Origin of the sequence: Delftia sp. K82 (genome assembly GCF_002193035.1) — a bacterium.
Lineage (GTDB): Bacteria > Pseudomonadota > Gammaproteobacteria > Burkholderiales > Burkholderiaceae_C > Comamonas > Comamonas acidovorans.
In genome coordinates this window covers 123024-144674 of the sequence record NZ_MYFL01000001.1, presented here as the reverse complement: position 1 = coordinate 144674, position 21651 = coordinate 123024, and the positions used below count along the sequence as shown (strand labels likewise).

Here is a 21651-nt window from a genome sequence, read left to right as displayed (position 1 = left end):
GCCGCGCGGCGGGCTACTTTCCGGTCAGCCGCTTGACCGCGGCCTCTGTCTGGCGCACATGCTCGTCCGGGTCCGAGCCGATGTGCACGAAGCGGACCTTGCCGTCCTGCCCGATCACGTAGGAGATGCGGTCGGCGCGCTGGGGGTCGGCGGCGGCCGAGGCGTCGTAGGCGCGGATGGTCTGCGCCTGCGGGTCCGATGCCACGGCGAACTGGTCGCGGCAGGCCTCGGTGGAAAAGCGCTTGAGCGTATCGATGTCGTCATGCGACATGCCCACCACCGTGGCGCCCATGGCCGCGAAACGCGGCGTGGCCTCGGCAAAGGCGTGGGCTTCCATGGTGCAGCCCTGCGTGAAGGCCTTGGGGAAGAAATACAGCACCACCGGCCCCTTCCTGAGCGTGGCGGCCATGTCGAAATCGAAGGCCTTGCCCGCCACCGCGGCCGGCGTGGTGAAGCGCGGCGCGGTGTCGCCCACCTTGAGCGCGGCCTGGGCCAGCGGCGACAGCAGCAGCGCCGCCAGCAGGGGAGCGGCGGCACGCGCGCAGCGGCGGCCCAGGGATGCGCGTGAGTGGATGGAATCGCCGCAGCGGATATCGGACATGCATGGCCTCCTGAGCCTGGAACGGGATGCCCCATTGTGGCCAATCGGCCAAAGCCCTGGGCGCGTGTGCCGTGCATCAGCGCCGTGCTTCGCCGGGCCTGATCCTGAACCAGATCGAGTACATGGCAGGCAGGAAGACCAGCGTCAGCACCGTGCCGGCCAGCGTGCCGCCGATCAGCGTATAGGCCAGCGTTCCCCAGAACACCGATTGGGTCAGCGGGATGAAGGCCAGGATCGCCGCCAGCGCGGTCAGGATCACGGGCCGGGCGCGCTGGACGGTGGCCTCCACCACCGCCTGGAACGGCGCAAGCCCTTCCTGCTCGTTGTGCTGGATCTGTCCGATCAGGATCAGCGTGTTGCGCATCAGAATGCCCGAAAGCGCGATCAGCCCCACCAGTGCGTTGATGCCGAAGGGCTGCTGAAAGACGATGAGCGTCGGCACCACGCCGATCAATCCCAGAGGGCTGGTCAGGAACACCATGACCATGGCCGATATCGACCGCACCTGCAAGATGATGATGATCAGCGTGATGGCGATCATGATCGGGAACAGGGGCAGCATGGCCGTCATGGCCTTGCCGGATTCCTCGATGGAGCCGGCCTCGTCGATGCGGTAGCCCGCAGGCAACGCCTTCCTGATGGGCTCCAGCTGCCGGGTGATGGCCGCCGAGACATCGGGCGGCTGCAGGCTGTCATCGATGTCTCCGCGAACCGTGATGGTGGGCATGCGGTCGCGGCGGCGCATGACGGGCTCCTCCATCTGCACGGTGACCTCGCCCAGCTGCGACAGCGGTATGCGCTGGCCAGTGGCGTTGGTGAGCGTGAAGTCGCCGACTCTGGCCACATCGTGGCGGGTGCTGCCCGCAGAACGCGCCATCACCTGCACGGTGCGGATGTCCTCGCGCACGGTGGTCACGGGCACGCCACTGAGCAGGAATTGCAGCTGCTGCGCGACCGCCGCGGAGGTCAGGCCCATGGCCTGCAGCCGGTCCTGGTCCAGGGTGAAGCGCATGACGGGGGTGCGCACGCCCCAGTCGGAGTTCACGGTCCGCATCATCGGGCTGTCGTGCAGCACCTGGTGCACCTGGCCGGCAATGTCGCGCAGCCGCTGCGGGTCGGGGCCGGAGACGCGATACGCCACCGGAAAGGGTGAGTACGGCCCGAACACGATCTGCGATGCGCGCACCTGCGCCTGCGGAGCCAGTCCCTGGGCGATGGCCTCGCGCAGCCGGAGCTTGAGTGCGTCGCGCTGCGCCTGGTTGGCGGTGCGCACGACGATCTTGGCGAACGACGGGTCGGGCAGCTCAGGGGAGATGGCCAGAAAAAAGCGCGGTGCGCCCTGGCCGATATAGGCGGTCACGATCTCCGATTCGGGCTGCTGCAGCAGCCAGGCTTCCACCGTGCGGGTGGTCTCGCTCGTCTGGCCGATGGAGGTGCCGTAGGGCATCTGCACCTCGACCATCACCTCGGGCCGGTCGGAGATGGGGAAGAACTGCTTCTTCACGATGGACATGCCCAGCACGGAAGCCACCATGAGCCCGCCCACGACTGCGGCCACCATGCCCTTGCGGGCGATCACCTTGCCCAGCACGCGCCGCAGGCGCTCGTAGCGGGGCGTGCCATACATCGCCGCATGTCCGCCCTCGACCTTCTTGAGAGGGGGCAGCATCTTCACGCCCAGATAGGGCGTGAACACCACGGCCACCACCCAGGACGCGATGAGCGCGATGCCGACGATCCAGAACATGTTGCTGGTGTACTCGCCTGCAGCGGAGCGGGCGAACCCGTTGGGCATGAAGCCCACCGCCGTCACCAGCGTTCCGGACAGCATGGGCGCCGCGGTATGGCTCCAGGCGTAGGCGGACGCGGCCACGCGGTCGTAGCCCTCCTCCATCTTCACCACCATCATCTCGATGGCGATGATGGCGTCGTCCACCAGCAGGCCCAGCGCAAGGATCAGCGAGCCAAGCGTGATGCGGTCGAAATTCTTTCCCGTGGCGGCCATGATGATGAACACGGCCGCCAGCGTCAGCGGCACGGCCGCAGCCACCACCACACCAACGCGCCAGCCCATGCTGGCGAAGCACACCACCAGCACGACCAGCAGCGCGGCCAGGAACTTGAGCATGAACTCATCGACGGAGGCGCTGATGTTCACGGCCTGGTCCGTCACCTTGGTCAGGCCCATGCCCAGCGGCATGTCTGCGTTGATGGCGCCCACCTCCCTGTCCAGCGCCTTGCCCAGGTCCAGCCCGTTCCAGCCGTCGCGCATGACGACGCCCAGCAGCAAGGCCGGCTCCGCGCCGTTGCGGATGATGAAGGTCGAGGGATCTTCGTAGCCGCGCTGGACGGTGGCGATGTCGGACAGCCTGACCGTGCGGCCCTGGGCCACGATGGGTGTGTCGCGGATCTTCTGCAGCGCGTCGAACGCCCCGTCGATGCGGATGAACACCTGCGGTCCCTGGGTCTCCACCGACCCGGCAGGGGTGAGTGCGTTCTGGTTGTTCAACGCAGCGAAGACGTCCTGCGGGCTGATGCCCAGCGTGGCCAGGCGCTCGTGCGAGAACTCCACGTAGATCCGCTCGGATTGCTCGCCGACGATGTTGACCTTCTTGACGCCCGGCACATGCAAAAGACGCTGGCGCAAGGCTTCGGCATCGCGCACCAGCGCCCTGGGCTCCTCGCCGCGCGCCTTGAGGGCGTAGATTGCAAAGGTCACGTCGGCGTACTCGTCGTTCACCATCGGGCCGATCACGCCCGCCGGCAGGTTGCGGGCTTCGTCACCGAGCTTCTTGCGGGCCTGGTAGAACTCCTCCTGCACCTCGCCGGGGGGCGTGGAGTCGAGCAGGGTCAGCGTGGTGAAGGCCAGCCCCGGCCTGACGAAGGTTTCGGTGCGGTCATACCAGCGCAGCTCCTGCAGGCGCTTTTCCAGCTTCTCTGCCACCTGGTCCTGCATTTCCTGCGGGGTGGCGCCAGGCCAGGCCGTGATGATCGTCATGACCTTGACGGTGAAGGCCGGATCTTCCGCCCTACCAAGCTTCAGGAAGGCAAAGACACCCGTCAGCGAAATCAGCAGGATCAGGAACAGCGTGATGGAGCGCTCACGGACGGCAAGCGCCGATAGGTTGAAACGGCCTTCACTCACGGGATGCTCCCGTGGACACGGAGGACGCCGTGGACGTTGTTGCCGTTGAAGGCGCCGGCGCCTCGCTGTCCAGTCGCACCTGCGCGCCCTCGCTCAACAAATGCGCGCCGAGCGCGACGATCCGCTCCCCCAGGTCGAGCGCACCCACCACCTGGGCATTGCCGTCCTGTACCTGAACCACGGTGACGGGCTGGCGCCTCACCTGATCGCCCTGCACCACCCAGACAGCGGCGCCCTTGCCCTCGTCGAGGATGGCGCCGATGGGGACCTGCAGGGTTGCCTTGCCCGCTGTCGCTGTCGATGTAGATGTCGATGTCGCTGTTGCTGTCGATGTCCCGCCCATCCTGAGCGTGACCGTGCTGCCCAGCGGGGCGCTGGCCGCCGCGCCGGCGTCCAGCACATAGCGGGCCTCAAAGGTGCGGGTGGCCCGGTCGGCCACATCGGACAGCTGGCGCAGTCTGGCGGGGATGACCACATCCTCCCTGCCGAACAGGCGGGCCTGGGCCGCCGAGCCCAGCGCGGGGCGCAGTGTTTCGGGCAACTGGACGACTGCTTCGCGCCTGCCGGCATGGGCGAGGCGCACGACCACCTGGCCGGCACTGACGACCTGGCCAGGCTCGGCAAGTGTTTCCATCACGATGCCATCGGCATCGGCCAGCAGTTCGGCGTAGCGGCTGGCGTTCAGCGCTGCGGCGGCCTGCGCTTCGGCCGCCCTGAGCTGGGCGCGGGCGGCATCCGCGGCCGCCTTGATCTGTTCATGGGCCAAGGCCGAAACGGCACCCGTTCCCTGCAGGTCCCGGTAGCGCTGCTCCTCGTCGCTGGCCTGCTGGGCACGTGCCCTGGCGGCTGCGACGGCCTCCTGCTGGGCATGGGCGGCCAGCTTCAGGTCCACCGGGTCGAGGCGCAGCAATGCCTGGCCCCGCCTGACCGTCTGGCCTGTATCCACCAGGCGCTCCAGCACCTTGCCGGCCACGCGAAATCCAAGATCACCCTGCACCCTGGCCGCGATGGTGCCGGTGAAGACGCGCTCGGAAGAATGGCCTGGCGCTACCAGGGTGGTGCGAACGAGGGGTGGCTGGGTGCGCGGATCTGGCGGCGGGCTTTTGCCGCAGGCTGCGAGTGCAAGTGACAGTGCGCCGACAGCGGCGATGGACAGATGGCGGTGCCGAAGCATGAGGGGGTCCCGATCAATGAGCAGGACCCGATTCTGTGATTGGTGACCATTTATGTCAATGGTCACAACTGCGGATTTTAGGGTGACAGGCTTCTCAGCACCAATCCGGCCAGTTGTGCGGGCGCCTCGTCCGCATGGTCGAGGCTGTGCTGCAGCATCACCGGGTTCAGGTAGGGGAGCATGACCAGGAAGATGGCGCGCCCGGTTTCATCCAGTGGCGTCTTGCGCTCGAAGTCGCCCCGCTGGCGCCCGGCATCGAGTATCTGCAGCAGCAGCTGATGCATGCGTTCCTCATAGGCCTGCGCTGCCTGCCAGCGCTCGGCCGACGCGGAAATGGCGATCTCGTACAGCTTGCGGTCTTCGGAGAAAAGCCGCAGCGTGACAGCGACGATCGCCTTGAACAGGCGCCGCAGCTGCTCGGGAGGCGCATCCGTGCTGGCGACGGCCTGGCGGATCTCCGCCTCCATCTCCATCAGGCAGTTGGAACAGATCATCTCGCCGATGACCTGCTTGGACTCGAAGAACTTGTAGATGTAGGCCTTGGAAAAGCCGATGGCCTTGGCAAGGTCGGACACCGTGGTTTTCTCGTAGCCATAGCGGCTGAAATGCTCTTTCGCCGCAGTCACGATCTGTTGCCGGACATCGTGTTCGACCGGGCCGCGCGCAGAGGTCGGATAGACGTTGGTGGTGCTCATGCGGCCTAGCTTACTCCATCAAAAAAATACTATGCAAGTGACCATTTTGGAATATAGTCACAGCGTCACCAAGCTTCTGACTGTTGAACATGCCGCGTCTTGCCGCCCCCGTCTTTCTGATGCTCGCCAGCCTCTGTGCAGGGTGTGCGGTAGGCCCCGACTACCAGCCGCCCGCCACGGCCCTGCCCCAGGCCTACATGGGCGGCCGCGTTCTGGGTGAGGGCAAGCCTCCTTCGCCGGCCTCCTCCACGGACCTTGCAGCCTGGTGGGCAGCCTTTGGCGATGCGCAAATGGCGCGCCTCGTCACGGCGGCACTGCAGCAAAACCTGGATGTTGCCCAGGCCGCTGGCCGCCTGCTTCAGGCACGCGCCGGACTCGATGCGGCGGCAGCTGCGTTGCTGCCGTCGGCCCAGATCTCGGCGCAAACGGCCAGGAGCTATCAGTCGGTCGAGACTCCGTTGGGCCGGGTGCTCGACTCCATGCCGGGGTTCGATCGCTACGGCAGCGCCCAGGAGGCCAACCTCGGGGCCAGCTGGGAGCTTGATCTCTTCGGCGGCCTGCGCAGGGCCAGGCAGGCCTCCCTGGCCGAGTACCAGGCATCGGAAGCCGGCGCCACTGCCGTGCGGCTCGCGGTGGCCGCCCAGACTGCGGACACCTATATCCAGATTCGCGGCCTGCAGGCGCGGCTGGCAGTGGCACGCTCGCAAGTGCAAACCCAGCAGCAACTGCGCTCCATCGTCGAACTGCGGTTTGGCAAAGGACTGGCATCAGAGCTTCAATTGCGCCAGGTCGAGGGGGCGCTTGCGCGGGCGCAAGCGACCATCCCGCCGCTGGAGACCGCGCTCGAGGCCGCGCTCAACGCCATGGACGTGATGCTGGCCACGGCACCCGGCACGCACCGGGCAGAGCTGGCCGATCCCCGCCCGGTCCCCGTGCTGCCAACCCTTTCCCTGGCAGAGGCGCCCGGCGATCTGCTGCGGCGACGCCCGGACCTCATCGCGGCGGAGCGGCGCCTGGCAGCGTCGAACGCACGCATCGGCGTGGCGATTGCCGAGTACTACCCGAAGCTGTCGATCAGCGGCCTGATCGGCAGCGCCACCTCCATCTCCGCGGGCAATCTCTTCAGCGCCGGCGCGTCGCAGGCAACCGTTGTGGGCGGCTTGCGCTGGCGGCTGTTCGACTTCGGTCGCATCAACGCACAGATCCAACAGGCGCAGGCACAGGAGGCGGAAAGCCTTGCCGCCTATCGCCAGTCGGTACTGCGCGCCACGGAAGAAGTGGAGAACGCCCTGGTGTCTCAGGACAAGCGGCAGGAGCTGATGGCCGTGCTCGCCAGGGGTGCGGATGCGCTCACGCGGGCCCGGCAGGCCGCAGGCGCCGCCTACGACAAGGGCGTGGTCAGCCTGATCGAGGTACTGCAGGCGGATGAAAGCCTGCTGGGCGTGCTGGATGCACAGGCGCAGGCCCGGATGGAGTCGGCGCGATCGACGGTCGCGATCTTCAAGGCGCTGGGCGGCGGCTGGACGCCGGAGCCTTCCAGGGCAGTGGCGGCCGCCAGCCACGGTCTGCCCGCCAGCGTTGCCCGCTGAACCTGCCACTTCCCGAAAGGAGCCCCCTTTCCACACAGCAAAGAAACCGAACACCCCTGCGGGACATGCGGCCCAAGCGACCTGCCCAAGCAGGCGGCTGAAGCCATGGCCCGGCTCCACCAACCCCCATCCGTCAAACCATGTCAAACACAACCCTCTCCCCCACCGTTGCTGCAGCCGCACGCCTCCTGAAGCCGGCGCTTGCGGCCATCGCCTTCTCGACCTGCTTCGCAGCCCATTCACAGCCGCAAGACGCCTTGGCAGCCACATCGGACGCAGCGCTTTCCCGTGCCGAAGTCATCGCCGATCTCGCACTCTGGCGCCGCGCCGGATTGGACCGCCATGCGGAGATATCGATCTCCTACGGAGTCGAAACGCAGGAATATCGGGCCGCATACCAGGAGTACCTGCGCCTTCGCAACAGCGAGGCGTTTCAGGCGGAGGTCCGCAAGGCGTTGAGTCGGTAAGGCGGAGGTCCGCAAGGCGTTGAGTCGGTAAGGCGGAGCCCCTCCCCGCCCAGGCCATCGCGGCAGCGGCTGGCTGCCTAGGGACGTGGCCCGGGGCTTTGCCTACAGGCCCAGGTCGGACAGACCGGGGTGGTCATCGGGGCGACGCCCCAGCGGCCAGTGGAACTTGCGCTCCGACTCCTGGATGGGCATGTCGTTGATGCATGCGAAGCGCCGGCGCATGAGACCGTCGGCCTCGAATTCCCAGTTCTCGTTGCCGTATGACCGGAACCAGTTCCCGGCATCGTCGTGCCACTCATAGGCGTAGCGGACTGCGATCCGGTTTTCCGCGTACAGCCAAAGCTCCTTGATCAGCCGGTAGTCCAGCTCCTTCTTCCACTTCCTCTCAAGAAGGGCCTGGGCCTCGGCGCGGCTGTTGGCGAACTCCGCCCGGTTGCGCCATTTCGTGTCGGGGGTATAGGCCATCGCGACCTTGGCCGCATCGCGTGTGTTCCATCCATCCTCGGCCAAACGGACCTTTTGGACGGCGCTTGCGAGCGAGAACGGGGGCAGGGGTGGGCGAGTTTCCATGATGTGACCTTTTGAAGAGATGTAGAACGATCTGTCTACATGCGTCACTCTAACGGAGGTGGAACGATCTGTCTACAATGTCTTCATGAAAACTTCCCAGCCATCTCTCGAGTCATTGCCGCCCCGCGAGCGCATCCTGGTGGCAGCCCATGGCCTCTTCTACGCGGAGGGCATCCGGGCCACGGGCGTGGACCGGATCATCGAGCGGTCGTCGGTCAGCAAAGTCACCTTCTACCGCCAGTACGCCAGCAAGGACGACCTGATCCGGGCGTACCTCGACTACCGCCATGAGCGGTGGATTTCCTGGTTCCAGGCCAGCCTGGCGCAGGCGACTGACGCGGGCTCGCCAGCGTTGGAGGCCCTCGCAACCACCCTCAGGAGCTGGTTCGGCCAGCCCGACTTTCGGGGCTGCGCCTTTCTCAATGCCGCTGCCGAACTGGGCTCGTCCGACCCTGAGATCCTGGCAACGGTCCGGCGGCACAAGCAGGAAATGTCGTCCGTGCTGGATCGCCTGTTCGGTGGCCATCCCGTGTCCGTGGGCGCTGCGCTCACCCTGGCGGCGGACGGCGCCATCGTCCATGCGCAGATGGGTCAGCCGATCGATGAAGTCATGGAGAACTTCAAGGCAGCGGCAGCGGGGGTTGTGAATCTGCCCCTGCCCTTGCGCTAGTGCCGCACCGGGTGTGCCGTCTTGCGGCACATCGACCCTACCCCTTGAATCCTGGCCGAATTGCCTTATTATTAGCACTCGTTGGGTATGAGTGCTAACAGTCCTCTGTCCCACATTGCTTCGAATGTCGGCCCGCCGGGCCGGCAAGTCTTTGTTTCAACTTTGTTGATGATTTAGGAGTTGGTATGAACCTGCGTCCCCTGCACGATCGCGTGATCGTGAAGCGCCTCGAGAACGAAACCAAGACGGCTTCGGGCATCGTGATCCCCGAGAATGCCGCCGAGAAGCCCGACCAGGGCGAAGTGCTGGCAGTGGGCCCCGGCAAGAAGAACGACAAGGGCGAAGTGATCGCTCTGAACGTGAAGGTCGGCGACCGCGTTCTGTTCGGCAAGTACAGCGGCCAGACCGTCAAGGTCCATGGCGACGAACTGCTGGTGATGAAGGAAGACGACCTGTTCGCAGTCGTCGAAAAGTAATCCGCGCTTCGAAACCGCACTTTCCAACTGAATCCGGAGAATTGAAATGGCAGCAAAAGACGTAGTTTTCGGCGGCGAAGCACGCGCCCGCATGGTTGAAGGCGTGAACATCCTGGCCAACGCGGTCAAGGTCACCCTGGGCCCCAAGGGCCGCAACGTGGTGCTGGAGCGCTCCTTCGGCGCCCCCACCGTGACCAAGGACGGTGTCTCGGTCGCCAAGGAAATCGAACTCAAGGACAAGCTGCAGAACATGGGCGCCCAGCTCGTGAAGGAAGTGGCCTCCAAGACCAACGACATCGCCGGTGATGGCACGACCACCGCCACCGTGCTGGCACAGGCCATCGTCCGCGAAGGCACCAAGTACGTGGCCGCCGGCCTGAACCCCATGGACCTCAAGCGCGGCATCGACAAGGCTGTCGCCGCCCTGGTGGAAGAGCTGAAGAAGCAATCCAAGGCCACCACCACCTCCAAGGAAATCGCCCAGGTCGGCTCGATCTCCGCCAACTCCGACGAATCCGTGGGCAGCATCATTGCCGAAGCCATGGACAAGGTCGGCAAGGAAGGCGTGATCACCGTTGAAGAAGGCAAGTCGCTGGCCAACGAACTCGACGTCGTCGAGGGCATGCAGTTCGACCGCGGCTACCTGTCGCCCTACTTCATCAACAACCCTGAAAAGCAGGTTGCCCTGCTGGACAACCCCTTCGTGCTGCTGTTCGACAAGAAGATCAGCAACATCCGTGACCTGCTGCCCACGCTGGAAGCCGTGGCAAAGGCCGGCCGTCCCCTGCTGATCATTGCAGAAGACGTCGAAGGCGAAGCCCTGGCAACGCTGGTGGTCAACACCATCCGCGGCATCCTGAAGGTTGTGGCTGTCAAGGCTCCTGGCTTCGGCGACCGCCGCAAGGCCATGCTGGAAGACATCGCCATCCTGACGGGCGGCAAGGTCATCGCTGAAGAAGTGGGCCTGGCGCTGGACAAGGTGACCCTGGAAGACCTGGGCCAGGCAGTGCGCATCGAAATCGGCAAGGAAAACACCACCATCATCGACGGTGCTGGCCAAGCTGCTGAAATCGAAGCCCGCGTCAAGCAGATCCGCATCCAGATCGAAGAAGCCACCAGCGACTACGACCGCGAAAAGCTGCAAGAGCGCGTGGCCAAGCTGGCTGGCGGCGTTGCCGTGATCAAGGTTGGCGCTGCCACCGAAGTCGAAATGAAGGAAAAGAAGGCCCGCGTTGAAGACGCCCTGCACGCTACCCGCGCTGCTGTGGAAGAAGGCATCGTGGCCGGCGGCGGCGTGGCTCTGCTGCGTGCCAAGCAAGCCGTGGGCGACCTGAAGACCGGCGATGCCGAGCAAGACGCAGGCATCAAGCTGATCATGAAGGCCATCGAAGCGCCCCTGCGCGAAATCGTGGCCAACGCCGGTGGCGAGCCCTCGGTGGTGGTCAATGCCGTGCTGAACGGCTCGGGCAACTACGGCTTCAACGCTGCCAACGACACCTACGGCGACATGCTGGAAATGGGTATCCTGGACCCGACCAAGGTGACGCGTACGGCCCTGCAGAACGCCGCTTCCGTGGCATCGCTGCTGCTGACGACCGAAGCCATGATCGCCGAGTCTCCCAAGGCTGAAGGCGGCCCTGCCATGCCCGACATGGGCGGCATGGGTGGCATGGGCGGCATGGGCATGTAATTGCCCGCCGCAACCGGGCAGGCCTTGCGCCATGCCCGGTTTGCCCAGCAAGACAAAGGCCGCCCTCGGGCGGCCTTTGTCATTGCATGAACGCTTTTGCCGATGTCTTTCAGGACACGGCCTGGCCCCAGGCCCGGCCCAGGCGTGCCACGGCCTCGGTGATCTGGGGCACGGTGGGCGCCGCATACGACAGGCGCATGCACAGGCCGGCCTTGTCTGCTGCATCGGCCGGGAAGAAGGCCTTGCCCGGCACATAGAGCACGCCCTGCTCCACCGCTGCCGTGAACAGCGCACGGGCCAGGGCCTGGGAATCGCCCGCAAGCCGCTGCGGCGGCAGCAGCTGGGCCCAGACGAACATGCCCCCCGCAGGCCGCACGAAGCGGATCTGATCGCCCAGGGCCGACTGCATGCCAGAGCACAGCGCATCCATGCGCGCCGCGTACTCGGCGCAGGCCTGGGCCAGTTGGGGCGCATAGCGGCCCGAGCGCAGATAGTGCGCGGCGATCATCTGCGCCAGCGGCGAGGTGCACAGATCGGCCGTCTGCTTGGCGATGGTGCAGCGGCGCAGCAGTTGGGCGTCGGCCAGCATCCAGCCGATGCGCAGCGCAGGCGCCACGGTCTTGGACAGGCTGGACAGGTAGACCACGGGATTGGCCTGGGCGCCGCACAGCGCCAGGCCCGTTTCGTAGATCGACGGCTCGCGCTGGCCGGCAAAGCGCAGCTCGCCATAGGGGTCGTCCTCGACGATGACAAAGCCATGCTGGCGCGCCAGCTCCACCAGGGCCGTGCGCCGCGCCGCGGGCAGCAGGGTGCCGCCCGGGTTGGAGAAGTTGGGCACGGTGTAGAGCAGCTTGGGGGCGCGCGCATGGGGCCACTGCGCCAGCAGGCGGGCCAGGGCCTCGGTGTCCAGGCCCTGCTCGTTCGTGGGCACGGCAACGACCTGTGCCTGGGCCAGCTTAAGGGTCTGCAGCGTGGCCGGGTAGGCGGGCACTTCGACCAGCACCGGATCGCCGGGCTCGACCAGCACCTTGACCAGCAGGTCGAAGGCCTGCTGCGAGCCCGTGGTCACGATCATGTCGGCCGGCGTGCAGGCAATGCCGCGCGTGGCGCACAGCGCGGCCAGGGCTTCGCGCAGCGCAAGCTGGCCTTCGCTGGCGCCGTACTGCAGGCTGGTGGCGGCATCCTGCTGCAGCGCGGCCATGGCGGCCTGCTGCAAACCTTCGGCATCGAACAGGCTGGGCGAGGGATAGCCTCCGGCCAGCGAGAGCATGCCGGGACGGCTCAGGTAGGGAAACAGCTCGCGGATCGGCGAGCCTTCGGGCTGTGCGAACAGCGGGTTGAACAGATGGGCGGTGGGCGACGACGCGCCCTGGTCTGCGGTGCTCATGAAGGCCTCCGGCAAATGGCAAAAACAAAGGGGCGCACGCGCAGGCCTGGCGCCTGTGCATGCGCCCCGGGGAAGGGGATCAACGGTGGCGGGCTCTGCCCGGGTCGGCGCTTATGCGGCGACCTTGGTGGCCTGGCCGCGCAGCGCGCTGCGCAGCTGGTCGATGGAGCGCTGCTGGGCCTGCTCGTACAGCGCGATCTCGTCATGCACGCGGGCACCCAGGTCGGCCTCGAAGGCCTGCTGGGCCGCATGGGCCGCGTACTGCTTTTGCTCTTCGCCGCCCAGGTTGGACTGGAAGATGCCGGCCGCGCTCACGGGCAGGAAGTCTTCGTAGACGATGGGCTCGGCCTGGGCCAGGCCGCGGGCGATCAAGGCGTCCAGGTCCGAGGCGGCGGCCGCTGCGGCCTCGCCTGCGGCCAGGGCGGCTCCCTCGTCGCTCAGCGTGAAGCGGTAGAAGGCCAGGTCTTGCCGGCGCAGCTGCTCATGGGTGTCGGGGAAAGCCTCGAAGACCTGGGCCAGGCGGCTGCCGTAGTCGGGCGCGGCACTGCCCGCGCTGCCCATGTCGCGCACCTGGGCCAGCAGCTGGTCGTATAGCGCGCGGCCCTTGCGCGTGAGCGCCACGCCGCGCTGCTCGATCTCGCCGAAGCGCGCCGTGTGCGAGCCCGCGCCCGTGGCATCGCCCGCAAAACGCACGGTCTCCTTGAGCGCCTTGAAGCTGGTCTGGCGCAGCAGGATGGGGCAGGCGCGGCGCGGCGGGCCTTCGACCACGTCCTTGGCGTCCATGCCGCGTGCGGGCATGGCGGCCTGGGCGGCGTCGATGTCCAGGGTGCGCGGCGTCAGGTGGTTGATGTGCGGGCCCTTGAAGCAGACCACGTCGGCGATCAGGCGGTGGGCCTTGTGCAGCGCATCGTAGGTGGTGCCGTCCACGGTGGACTCGCTGTGCCAGCGGAAGGTCTCCAGCGCCTCGCGCACGAATGCGTCGGCATCGGCGTCGGCCAGGCCGCCATGGGCTTCGGCCTGGGCGATCAGCGCCAGCGCGCGTTCGGTGAAGATGCTGCGTTGCGCCAGGATGGCGCCGGCCTGGGCCCGCAGCGCCTCGTCGGCAATCAGGTCCAGGCGCAGCAGCGAGGTGAAGACGCGGAAAGGGTTGGCCAGCAGCGCCGCATCGCCCACGGGGCGGAAGGCCGTGGAGTGCACGGGCACGCCGGCCACCGACAGGTCGTAGTAGCCCACGGGCTCCATGCCCATGATGGCGAACAGGCGGCGCAGCATGGACAGCTCGGCCGCCGTGCCCACGCGGATGGCGCCGTGGCGCTCCACGCCCAGGCGGGCCAGCTCGCCGCTGCGCTGCATCCGGGCCAGCAGCGCGGGCTCGGCCTGCAGCGTGCGCTGGTTGATGTCGGCCACGAGTTCGATCAGCGTGCCGTACTGGGGCACTTCATCGCGGTACATCTCGGACATGGCGCTGGAAAACCGTGCGCGGATCTCGTCGGAGGGCACGAAGGTGTGGGCAGGCGTAGAGGACATGGTGCTCGTGGGGACTGAAGTTGGAGCCGCAGGGCAGCCCTGCGGCAGAGTGGATTCCTGGCACGCATGCTAGGTCTGCGCCTTGAGCCTGGTCAAACGATAATCAGGCCCATAGGTCATTCCCAAACAGAATGCCCCTCCCACGATTGCCCCACCGCCCTCTGCCATGCTGCTGTCCCGCCGTTTCCTGCCCCCCATGTCCCTGCTGTGCGCCTTCGAGGCGGCGGCCCGGCACCAGAGCTTCACGGCAGCTGCGGCCGAGCTGCACCTGACGCAAAGCGCCGTCAGCCGCCAGATCCGCGCGCTGGAGGAGCGGCTGGAGGCGGAGCTCTTTGTGCGCGAGCGCCAGACCGTGCGGCTCAGTCCGGCCGGCCAGGCCTATGCCCAGGAGATACGCGGCGCGCTGATGCGCATCTCCACCGCCACGCTGGGCTTTCGGGCCAACCCGCGCGGCGGCAGCCTGAACCTGGCCATCCTGCCCACCTTCGGCACGCGCTGGCTGGCGCCGCGCCTGCCGCAGTTCTTCAGCGCCCACCCGGGCATCACCATCAACCTGACGACGCGGCTGTCCCAGTTCGACTTCCAGCTCGAAGCCGTGGACGCCGCCATCCATTTCGGCCTGCCGCACTGGCCGGGCGCCGAGCTGGCCTTTCTGATGAGCGAGACCGTGGTGCCTGCCTGCAGCCCCGCCCTGCTGGCCCAGCATGGCTTTGCCCAGCCCCAGGACCTGCTGCAGGCGCCGCTGCTGCACCTGGCATCGCGCCCCGATGCCTGGCAGCGCTGGCTGTCCGTGCACCATGCGCCCATGGCCGAGGGCCAGGGCATGCTGTTCGACCAGTTCGCCACCGCCGCCCAGGCCGCCATCGCCGGCGTGGGCGTGGCCTTGCTGCCACGCTTTCTGATCGAGCGCGAACTCGCCCAGGGCGATCTGGTGCGTGCCCTGCCCCATCTGCCCGAGATGGAAAGCGCCGAGCGCTACTACCTGGCCTGGCCCACGAGCCGCGGCAACTACCCGCCGCTGCAAAGCCTGCGCGAGTGGCTGCAGCAGGCGGCCCAGGATTTCATGCGGGACGGCCCGCAGCCCTGACGCCCGCAGCGCCTGCCACCAGCGCCTGCAGCGCGGCCACCGGCAGTTGCCCGGCCAGGCCGATGGCCACGATGGCGGGCACCTGCTGCTGCGCGGGCGCGGGCGCTGATGCGGCACGCAGCCGGCCGCTGCGCCCGGCAAACTGAAGCTCGCTCCACTGGCCCGCCCCGGTCTGCACCACGCCCTTGAGCCGCAGCACGCCAGCCGGCATGGCCTGCAGCCACGCCTGCAGAGCCGTCTCGGACAGCGTCCCGGGCGGCTGGCAGGACCAGGTCTCGAACTGCCGGCCATGCATGGGGCGCGCAGTGCCGGCACCCCATGAAACCTCCCGCACGCCACGCAGCAGGGCTGCGCCACTGAGCAGTTCCACGGGCACCCGGGCTTCGTGCACATCGCAGCGTTGCGCGGCTGGCGCGTGGCTGGCTATCCAGCCGTGCACGCGCTCCAGGGTCCGGGCATCGGCCAGATCGGTCTTGTTGACGATGACCAGATCGGCCCGGGCCACCTGGCGCTGCAGCGTGTCGGCCAGCAGCGGATCGGCCGCCTGCCCGGGCAGGGCAGCGGCATCGATAACCACGATGACGCCGTCCAGCGCCAGTGCGGGATCGGCCAGGCCCAGTTGGGCAATGCGCCAGGGGTCGGAGACGCCGCTGGCCTCGACCACCACGGCGTCAAAGCGCTCGCGCTGCTGCAGCACGCCGATCAGGGCCATGGAGAGGTCATCGCCGATCTGGCAGCACACGCAGCCATTGGTCAGCGCGATGGTGTCGCCGCTGTGGGCCCTGATCAGGCCTGCATCGATGTTGAGCGCACCGAAATCGTTGACCAGCACGGCCAGCCGCTGGCCATCCGCATGGCGCAGCCAGTGGTTGAGCAGCGTGGTCTTGCCGGCGCCCAGAAAGCCGCCGATGACCGTGAACGGCAACCGCTGCCCCATGTCATGCCGCCTTGAAGACACGCCCCGACAGCACCGTGCCCCAGACCCGGAGGTCCTTGAGCACCATGGGGTCCAGGGACAGCGGATCGTCCTCCAGCACGCAGAAGTCGGCGCGCTTGCCGCATTCGATGCTGCCGATCTCGTGGTCCATCTTCAGTGTCCAGGCCGCGCCCAGCGTGACGGCATGCAGGGCCTGGGCCACGGTCAGGCGCTCGGCCGCGCCCAGCACGCGGCCCTTGGGCGTGATCCGGTGGACCGCGCACCAGGCGGTGAACAGCGGCCCCAGCGGCGTGACGGGCGCATCCGAATGGATGGCCAGCGGCACGCCGGCGGCCAGCGCGCTGGAGCAGGCATCGAGCCGCATGGCCCGGTCCGGTCCCATGGTCATCTCGTAGTGCTGGTCGCCCCAGTACCAGAGGTGGTTGGCGAACAGGTTGGCGCACAGGCCCAGCGCCGCCATGCGGCGAAACAGCGGCGCATCGATCATCTGGCCATGCTGCAGCGTGTGGCGGTGATCGGGCCGGGGGGCGCGGGCCAGCACGCGACCTATGGCGTCGATGGCGGCTTCGCTGGCCTCGTCGCCATTGGTGTGCGTATGGATGAGCAGGCCTGCGCGGTGGTAGGTCTCGAAATCGGCCTCGTACTGCGCGGGCGCCGTGACCCAGATGCCGTTGGGCGCGCCGTTGTAGTGACCGGGCCAGCGCAGGCGTGCCGAAAAGCCCTGGATGGAGCCGTCCAGCATCATCTTGACCAGGCCGTAGCGCAGCCGGTCGGTGTTGCGCGCCATGAGCGTGCGCACATGCTCGGCACCGGCCTCGGCGCCATGCGTGCCGTGAAACGCCTGGAAGGCGGGCAGGATGCGGATGGGCACCTGGTCGTCGGCCAGCGCAGCCTCCAGCACGCGGCAGTCCTGCTCACCCAGCCTGTTGACCAGGTCGGTGGCCGTGGTCACGCCCTGGCGGCAGGCCAGGCGCGCAAAGGAGCGCACGCCGGCCTCGGTCATGGGCGCCAGCAGGCCGGCGTTGCCGATCTTGCGCAGCACCAGGAACATGGCGGCCGGCTCCTGCAGCTCGCCCGTGGGCTCGCCGGCCAGGGCGTGGCCGGGTGCAAAGCGCACCACGCCCTCGACCTCGTTGTCACGCGTGATCTCGGCCAGGCGCAGCATGGCGCTGTTGACGTTCATCAAATGGCCGTTGGCGTGCGAGATCACGATGGGACGGCCTGCGGCGGCGCGGTCCAGGTGCTCCACCGTCATTCGCTCGCCGCCAAAGTAGATGGGATCGAACCCCCAGGCGATCAGCGGCTGCCCGGGCGGCAGGCCCTGCGCATCCATGCGCGACGCCACCTCGGCCAGGCGGTCCACCACGGCATCCATGGAGCGCAGGCCGGGCCAAATCTTTCCGTCGGGGTCGCGCCGGTCGAACCAGCCCGTGTATATCCAATCCCACATGCTGCCTTCCTTGAGGTGGCAGTGGCCCTCGACCAGCCCGGGCAGCAGCACCTGGTCGGCAAAGCGCTCGTCGATACGGCACTCGCCCCAGGCCATGCAGCGCGCGAGGTCCCCGACCGCGAGGATGCGCCCGTCGCGCACGGCCACGTGCGTGGCCTCGGGCTGCATGGGGTTCATGGTGATGATCTTGCGGGCGGCGTAGACGGTGATGCTCATGGTGGCGGGTGCTCCGGGTTCACAGGGCCAGCGGCGCGCGCGGCACGCCATCGATGTGGTCCACGCGGATGCAGCGCACCCAGTGGCCTGGGGCGGCTTCGCGCAGCGGTGGCGTCTCGGCCGAGCACGCAGGCACGGCCACGGGGCAGCGCCCGGCGAAGCGGCAGCCCGCGGGCGGGTTGATGGGGCTGGGCGGGTCGCCGGCCAGCCGGATGCGCCGCGCCGCGCGCTCGCGCCCGCCGCGCACCGTGGGCACGGCCGACATCAGGGCCACGCTGTAGGGATGCAGCGGCCGCGCGAAGAAGTCCTGGCGCGGTGCGCGCTCCACGATCTGGCCCAGGTACATGACGGCGATGTCGTCGCAGATGTGCTCGACCACGGCCATGTCGTGCGAGATGAACAGGTAGCTCAGGCCCAGCTCGCGCTGCAGCCGCGCCAGCAGGTTGAGGATCTGGGCGCGGATGGCGATGTCCAGCGCCGACACGGGCTCGTCGCAGACCACGAGTTCGGGCCGCGTGGCCAGGGCGCGCGCGATGTTGATGCGCTGGCGCTGGCCGCCCGAGAACTGGTGCGGGAACAGCTGGCGCTGTTCGGGCCGCAGGCCGACCTGGGTGAACAGCTCGGCCACGCGCGCCTCGCGCTCGGCCGGCGTGCCCACGTCCATCAGGTCCAGCGGAGCGCGCACCGCATCGCCCGCGCGCTGTCGCGGATTCAGCGAGGAGAACGGGTCCTGGAACACGATCTGCATGCGCCGCCTCGCTTGGCGCAGGGCCTCGCCCGACAGGCCGCCCAGGTCGGTATCGCCCAGCTGCATGCGGCCCGCCGTCACGGGCGCCAGGCGCATCACGGCCAGCGCCGTGGTGGTCTTGCCCGATCCCGACTCGCCCACCACGGCCAGCGTGCTGCCGCGCCGCAGGCTGAAGGACACGCCGTCCACGGCCTTGACCACTTCGGGCCTGCCGAACAGGCCCTTGCCCGGGCGCGGAAAGTGGACCTGGAGATCGTCCACCTGCAAGAGGGTATCGTCCATGCGTGCGTTCATGCCAGGGCCTCCGTGTGGGCGCGGATGCGGGAAGCGGGAGCGTGCAGCCAGCAGGCCACGCCGTGGGATGGATCATCCAGCGCGGTCAGCGGCGGCGCCTCGCTGGCGCAGCGCGGCTGGGCCTCGCGGCAGCGCGCACGAAAGGCGCAGCCGCTGCCCAACTCCCAGATCGAGGGCACGACGCCGGGGATCTCGGGCAGCTCGGTGCGCCCGCCTGCCTGGCTGCTGCCCAGCTCGGGCAGGCAGGCGATCAGGCCGCGCGTGTACGGATGGGCGGGCGCCGACAGCACCTGTTCGCAGCGGCCCTGCTCGATCACGCGGCCCGCATACATGACCATGACGCGGTCGGCCATCTCGGCCACGGCCCCCATGTCGTGCGTGATCAGCACGATGGCCGTGCCCTTGTCGCGCTGCAGCTCGCGCAGCAGGTCGAAGATCTGCGCCTGCACGGTCACGTCCAGCGCCGTGGTGGGCTCGTCGGCGATCAGGATGTCGGGCCGGCAGGCCAGGGCCATGGCGATCATCACGCGCTGGCGCATGCCGCCCGACAGCTGGTGCGGGTACTCGTGCACGCGCCGCTCGGGCGCGGGGATGCCGACCTGCCGGAGCATCTCCACCGCGCGCTGGCGCGCGGCGCCCGCGTCCAGGCCGGCGTGCAGGCGCAGCGGCTCGGCGATCTGCTCGCCCACGGTGAGCACCGGGTTCAGCGAGGTCATCGGCTCCTGGAAGATCATGGAGATGCGGTTGCCGCGCACCTGGCGCATATGGGCCTCGCCGGCGGCCACCAGGTCCTCGCCCTGGAAGCGCACCTGCCCGCCCGTGATGCGGCCCGGAGGCGAGGGAATGAGGCGCAGCAGCGCCAGCGCCGTCATGCTCTTGCCGCAGCCGGATTCGCCGACCACGCACAGGGTCTCGCCCGCGCGCAGATCGAAATCCACGCCGTTGAGCACCGTCGCCTGGCCGCGCCGGCCCTGGAAGGCCACGCGCAGGCCGCTCACTTGCAACAGGGGGGTGTCGGTGTCCATCAGCGCTCCCTCAGCTTGGGGTTGAGTGCATCGTTGAGGCCGTCGCCGATCAGGCTGACGGCCAGCACGGTGACGAAGATGGCGGCACCGGGAAAGGCCACGGCCCACCAGCACGACAGCAGGTACTGGCGGGCCGACCCGATCATCAGGCCCCAGCTCATCTGGTTGGGGTCCCCCAGGCCCAGGAAGGACAGGCCGGCCTCGAACAGGATGGCGGCGCCCACGGCCAGCGTGGCCGACACCACCAGCGGCGGCAGCGCATTGGGCAGGATCACCTTCCAGATGATGCGGCCGTGGCGCGCGCCAATGGCGCTCTCCGCGCGCACGAATTCAAGCTGGCGGATGCGCATGAACTCGGCCCGCGTGAGCCGCGCAGTGGCCGGCCAGCTGACGCTGCCGATGGCCAGCGTGACCGTCACCAGCGAGGGCGAGAACAGCGTGACCACCACCATGGCGAACAGCAGCGCAGGCAGCACCTGGAAGAACTCGGTCACGCGCATCAGCAGCGCATCGACGCGGCCGCCGTAGTAGCCGGCCATTGCCCCCAGTGTCACGCCGATGCACACCGACAGCAAAGCCGCGAAGGCGCCCACCATCAGCGTGGCGCGGCCGCCGTGGATGATGCCCGTGAGCACGTCGCGCCCCAGCTGGTCGCTGCCCAGCCAGGCCTCCTCGCTGAACGGCGGGCTCAGCGGCATGGTGCGGATCTCGAACGGGTCCGCAGGCCAGATCCAGGGGCCGGCGATGGCCACCAGCAGCACGATGAGCAGCATGGCCATGCCGGCAATGGCCGAGGGGTTGCGCAGGAACATGCGCAGCGCTTCGCGCGCCGGGTGCTCGGCATGGGCTGCGGCCTGCGGCGCGGCGACGGTCGGCACGGACACGGAAGGTGGTGTGATGGCATTCATGGTCTCAGGCCGCCTTGATGCGGGGATCGATCAGCCGGTAGCACAGGTCGGTGACGAGGTTCATCACGACCACGACGATGGAGGAGAACAGCAGCACGCCCAGGATGGTCGGGTAGTCGCGCCGCAGCACCGAGTCGAAGGCCAGCCGGCCCAGGCCCGGCCAGTTGAAGACCGTCTCGACGATGATGGCGCCAGCCATGACGTTGCCGAACTGCAGGCCCAGCATGGTCACCACGGGCAGCAGCGCGTTGCGCAGCGCATGGCGGTAGAGCACCACATGCTCGGCCAGGCCCTTGGCGCGCGCCGTGCGGATGTAGTCGGCACCCAGCACGTCCAGCATGGACGAGCGCGACAGCCGGCTGTACTGCGCCAGGTAGACCAGGGCCAGTGTCAGCGCAGGCAGCACCAGGTGCCGGGCCACGTCCAGCAGGTCGGCAAGGCCTGCGCCGCCTGCGGCATCGGCCGAGCGCATGCCCGACACCGGCAGCACGGGCCACCAGGAGGCAAAGGCCAGCACCAGCAGCATGCCGGTCCAGAACACGGGCGCCGCAAAGCCCACCAGGGACAGCACGGTGATGCACTGCGACAGCAGGCCGTTGGGCCGGCGCGAGGACAGCACGCCCAGCAGCGTGCCCACCACGAAGGCCGTGAGCACGGCGGCCAGCACCAGCAGCAAGGTGGCGGGCACGCGCTCGGCAATCATCTGCGCCACCGGCAGGTTGAAGAAGTAGGAGTAGCCCAGATCACCACTGGCCACGCGCGCCAGGTAGATGCCCAGCTGCACGGGCAGCGGCCGGTCCAGCCCGTAGCGTGTGCGCAGCTCGGCCATGAGCTCGGGCTCCATGCCGCCGCTGGCGCCGGCAATGGTCTCCACGGGATCGCCGGGCGCCGCATGCACCAGCATGAAGTTCAGCACCACCACGGCCAGCACCAGCGCCAGGCCCTGCAGCAGCCGCTTGAGGAGTGTGCGGAGAAATGCCATGGCCGGGTCCTCC

At 68.1% G+C, this 21651-nt stretch carries 19 protein-coding genes; 6 read left to right on the top strand and 13 right to left on the bottom strand.

Annotation, left to right across the window (positions count from 1 at the left end):
• Nucleotides 1-13: 13 nt before the first annotated feature.
• The 4 genes from KDK82_RS00625 to KDK82_RS00610 form a co-directional block, all read right to left on the bottom strand.
• A complete protein-coding gene (locus tag KDK82_RS00625) occupies nucleotides 14-601 on the bottom strand; it encodes a peroxiredoxin (RefSeq protein WP_088163706.1) in 588 nt (195 codons plus the stop codon).
• Nucleotides 602-677: 76 nt separating this feature from the next.
• Nucleotides 678-3746 (bottom strand): efflux RND transporter permease subunit, encoded by a 3069-nt coding sequence (locus tag KDK82_RS00620; protein ID WP_088163704.1) that lies wholly within the window; start codon nucleotides 3744-3746, stop codon nucleotides 678-680.
• The gene (locus KDK82_RS00615) at nucleotides 3739-4920 is read right to left on the bottom strand and encodes an efflux RND transporter periplasmic adaptor subunit (protein WP_088163702.1); all 1182 of its coding nucleotides are present in this window, start codon (nucleotides 4918-4920) and stop codon (nucleotides 3739-3741) included. Before KDK82_RS00615 ends, KDK82_RS00620 begins: the two co-directional genes overlap by 8 nt.
• A gap of 77 nt (nucleotides 4921-4997) precedes the next feature.
• On the bottom strand, nucleotides 4998-5615 hold the full coding sequence (locus tag KDK82_RS00610; RefSeq protein ID WP_012207452.1) for a TetR/AcrR family transcriptional regulator: 618 nt from the start codon (nucleotides 5613-5615) through the stop codon (nucleotides 4998-5000).
• 89 nt (nucleotides 5616-5704) lie between these two features.
• Between KDK82_RS00610 and KDK82_RS00605 the strand changes: the two genes are divergently transcribed.
• A complete protein-coding gene (locus KDK82_RS00605; protein ID WP_088163700.1) occupies nucleotides 5705-7204 on the top strand; it encodes an efflux transporter outer membrane subunit in 1500 nt (499 codons plus the stop codon).
• A 140-nt stretch (nucleotides 7205-7344) separates the two neighbouring features.
• Nucleotides 7345-7671: a hypothetical protein gene (locus KDK82_RS00600; protein WP_088163698.1), complete on the top strand. Its 327-nt coding sequence runs from the start codon at nucleotides 7345-7347 to the stop codon at nucleotides 7669-7671.
• Nucleotides 7672-7773: 102 nt separating this feature from the next.
• Here the strand turns inward: KDK82_RS00600 and KDK82_RS00595 are convergent, their stop codons facing one another.
• Nucleotides 7774-8241 carry a nuclear transport factor 2 family protein gene (locus KDK82_RS00595; RefSeq protein WP_016445466.1) on the bottom strand — a complete coding sequence of 156 codons (468 nt, stop codon included), beginning with the start codon at nucleotides 8239-8241 and terminating at the stop codon, nucleotides 7774-7776.
• Nucleotides 8242-8326: 85 nt separating this feature from the next.
• Between KDK82_RS00595 and KDK82_RS00590 the strand changes: the two genes are divergently transcribed.
• From KDK82_RS00590 to groL, 3 genes are all read left to right on the top strand, one after another.
• The gene (locus tag KDK82_RS00590; RefSeq protein ID WP_088163696.1) at nucleotides 8327-8911 is read left to right on the top strand and encodes a TetR/AcrR family transcriptional regulator; all 585 of its coding nucleotides are present in this window, start codon (nucleotides 8327-8329) and stop codon (nucleotides 8909-8911) included.
• Between the two features lie 185 nt (nucleotides 8912-9096).
• Complete coding sequence (locus KDK82_RS00585) at nucleotides 9097-9387, top strand: co-chaperone GroES (protein WP_012207457.1); 291 nt, start codon at nucleotides 9097-9099, stop codon at nucleotides 9385-9387.
• Between the two features lie 46 nt (nucleotides 9388-9433).
• Nucleotides 9434-11077, top strand: a complete 1644-nt coding sequence (groL, locus tag KDK82_RS00580; RefSeq protein ID WP_013800679.1) for a chaperonin GroEL — start codon at nucleotides 9434-9436, stop codon at nucleotides 11075-11077.
• 109 nt (nucleotides 11078-11186) lie between these two features.
• On the opposite strand, the gene KDK82_RS00575 is transcribed toward groL, so the two are convergent.
• Nucleotides 11187-12464 (bottom strand): PLP-dependent aminotransferase family protein, encoded by a 1278-nt coding sequence (locus tag KDK82_RS00575; protein ID WP_088165405.1) that lies wholly within the window; start codon nucleotides 12462-12464, stop codon nucleotides 11187-11189.
• Nucleotides 12465-12575: 111 nt separating this feature from the next.
• Nucleotides 12576-13991: a VOC family protein gene (locus tag KDK82_RS00570; RefSeq protein WP_034397069.1), complete on the bottom strand. Its 1416-nt coding sequence runs from the start codon at nucleotides 13989-13991 to the stop codon at nucleotides 12576-12578.
• A 166-nt stretch (nucleotides 13992-14157) separates the two neighbouring features.
• Between KDK82_RS00570 and KDK82_RS00565 the strand changes: the two genes are divergently transcribed.
• Nucleotides 14158-15078 (top strand): LysR family transcriptional regulator, encoded by a 921-nt coding sequence (locus KDK82_RS00565; protein ID WP_012207461.1) that lies wholly within the window; start codon nucleotides 14158-14160, stop codon nucleotides 15076-15078.
• Here KDK82_RS00565 and KDK82_RS00560 read toward each other — a convergent pair.
• The 6 genes from KDK82_RS00560 to KDK82_RS00535 are packed head-to-tail and all read right to left on the bottom strand — an operon-like array spanning nucleotide 15053 to nucleotide 21638.
• Nucleotides 15053-16015, bottom strand: a complete 963-nt coding sequence (locus KDK82_RS00560; protein WP_088163694.1) for a GTP-binding protein — start codon at nucleotides 16013-16015, stop codon at nucleotides 15053-15055. The genes KDK82_RS00565 and KDK82_RS00560 overlap by 26 nt on opposite strands.
• Before the next feature lies 1 nt (nucleotide 16016).
• The gene (locus KDK82_RS00555) at nucleotides 16017-17681 is read right to left on the bottom strand and encodes an amidohydrolase (protein WP_088165404.1); all 1665 of its coding nucleotides are present in this window, start codon (nucleotides 17679-17681) and stop codon (nucleotides 16017-16019) included.
• Between the two features lie 19 nt (nucleotides 17682-17700).
• Complete coding sequence (locus KDK82_RS00550) at nucleotides 17701-18723, bottom strand: ABC transporter ATP-binding protein (RefSeq protein WP_088163692.1); 1023 nt, start codon at nucleotides 18721-18723, stop codon at nucleotides 17701-17703.
• Complete coding sequence (locus KDK82_RS00545; RefSeq protein WP_065346774.1) at nucleotides 18720-19748, bottom strand: ABC transporter ATP-binding protein; 1029 nt, start codon at nucleotides 19746-19748, stop codon at nucleotides 18720-18722. The genes KDK82_RS00550 and KDK82_RS00545 overlap by 4 nt, the downstream gene beginning before the upstream one ends.
• On the bottom strand, nucleotides 19748-20656 hold the full coding sequence (locus KDK82_RS00540) for an ABC transporter permease (protein ID WP_016448711.1): 909 nt from the start codon (nucleotides 20654-20656) through the stop codon (nucleotides 19748-19750). Before KDK82_RS00540 ends, KDK82_RS00545 begins: the two co-directional genes overlap by 1 nt.
• Nucleotides 20657-20660: 4 nt before the next feature.
• Complete coding sequence (locus KDK82_RS00535) at nucleotides 20661-21638, bottom strand: ABC transporter permease (protein WP_012207467.1); 978 nt, start codon at nucleotides 21636-21638, stop codon at nucleotides 20661-20663.
• Nucleotides 21639-21651: the final 13 nt, after the last annotated feature.

Excerpts from the sequence above, each read along its gene's own strand:
- KDK82_RS00625 (WP_088163706.1), bottom strand. The coding sequence starts at position 601 with ATGTCCGATATCCGCTGCGGCGATTCCATCCACTCACGCGCATCCCTG.
- KDK82_RS00615 (WP_088163702.1), bottom strand. The coding sequence starts at position 4,920 with ATGCTTCGGCACCGCCATCTGTCCATCGCCGCTGTCGGCGCACTGTCA.
- KDK82_RS00610 (WP_012207452.1), bottom strand. The coding sequence starts at position 5,615 with ATGAGCACCACCAACGTCTATCCGACCTCTGCGCGCGGCCCGGTCGAA.
- KDK82_RS00605 (WP_088163700.1), top strand. The coding sequence starts at position 5,705 with ATGCCGCGTCTTGCCGCCCCCGTCTTTCTGATGCTCGCCAGCCTCTGT.
- KDK82_RS00600 (WP_088163698.1), top strand. The coding sequence starts at position 7,345 with ATGTCAAACACAACCCTCTCCCCCACCGTTGCTGCAGCCGCACGCCTC.
- KDK82_RS00595 (WP_016445466.1), bottom strand. The coding sequence starts at position 8,241 with ATGGAAACTCGCCCACCCCTGCCCCCGTTCTCGCTCGCAAGCGCCGTC.
- KDK82_RS00590 (WP_088163696.1), top strand. The coding sequence starts at position 8,327 with ATGAAAACTTCCCAGCCATCTCTCGAGTCATTGCCGCCCCGCGAGCGC.
- KDK82_RS00585 (WP_012207457.1), top strand. The coding sequence starts at position 9,097 with ATGAACCTGCGTCCCCTGCACGATCGCGTGATCGTGAAGCGCCTCGAG.
- groL (WP_013800679.1), top strand. The coding sequence starts at position 9,434 with ATGGCAGCAAAAGACGTAGTTTTCGGCGGCGAAGCACGCGCCCGCATG.
- KDK82_RS00575 (WP_088165405.1), bottom strand. The coding sequence starts at position 12,464 with ATGAGCACCGCAGACCAGGGCGCGTCGTCGCCCACCGCCCATCTGTTC.
- KDK82_RS00570 (WP_034397069.1), bottom strand. The coding sequence starts at position 13,991 with ATGTCCTCTACGCCTGCCCACACCTTCGTGCCCTCCGACGAGATCCGC.
- KDK82_RS00565 (WP_012207461.1), top strand. The coding sequence starts at position 14,158 with ATGCTGCTGTCCCGCCGTTTCCTGCCCCCCATGTCCCTGCTGTGCGCC.
- KDK82_RS00560 (WP_088163694.1), bottom strand. The coding sequence starts at position 16,015 with ATGGGGCAGCGGTTGCCGTTCACGGTCATCGGCGGCTTTCTGGGCGCC.
- KDK82_RS00555 (WP_088165404.1), bottom strand. The coding sequence starts at position 17,681 with ATGAGCATCACCGTCTACGCCGCCCGCAAGATCATCACCATGAACCCC.
- KDK82_RS00550 (WP_088163692.1), bottom strand. The coding sequence starts at position 18,723 with ATGAACGCACGCATGGACGATACCCTCTTGCAGGTGGACGATCTCCAG.
- KDK82_RS00545 (WP_065346774.1), bottom strand. The coding sequence starts at position 19,748 with ATGGACACCGACACCCCCCTGTTGCAAGTGAGCGGCCTGCGCGTGGCC.
- KDK82_RS00540 (WP_016448711.1), bottom strand. The coding sequence starts at position 20,656 with ATGAATGCCATCACACCACCTTCCGTGTCCGTGCCGACCGTCGCCGCG.
- KDK82_RS00535 (WP_012207467.1), bottom strand. The coding sequence starts at position 21,638 with ATGGCATTTCTCCGCACACTCCTCAAGCGGCTGCTGCAGGGCCTGGCG.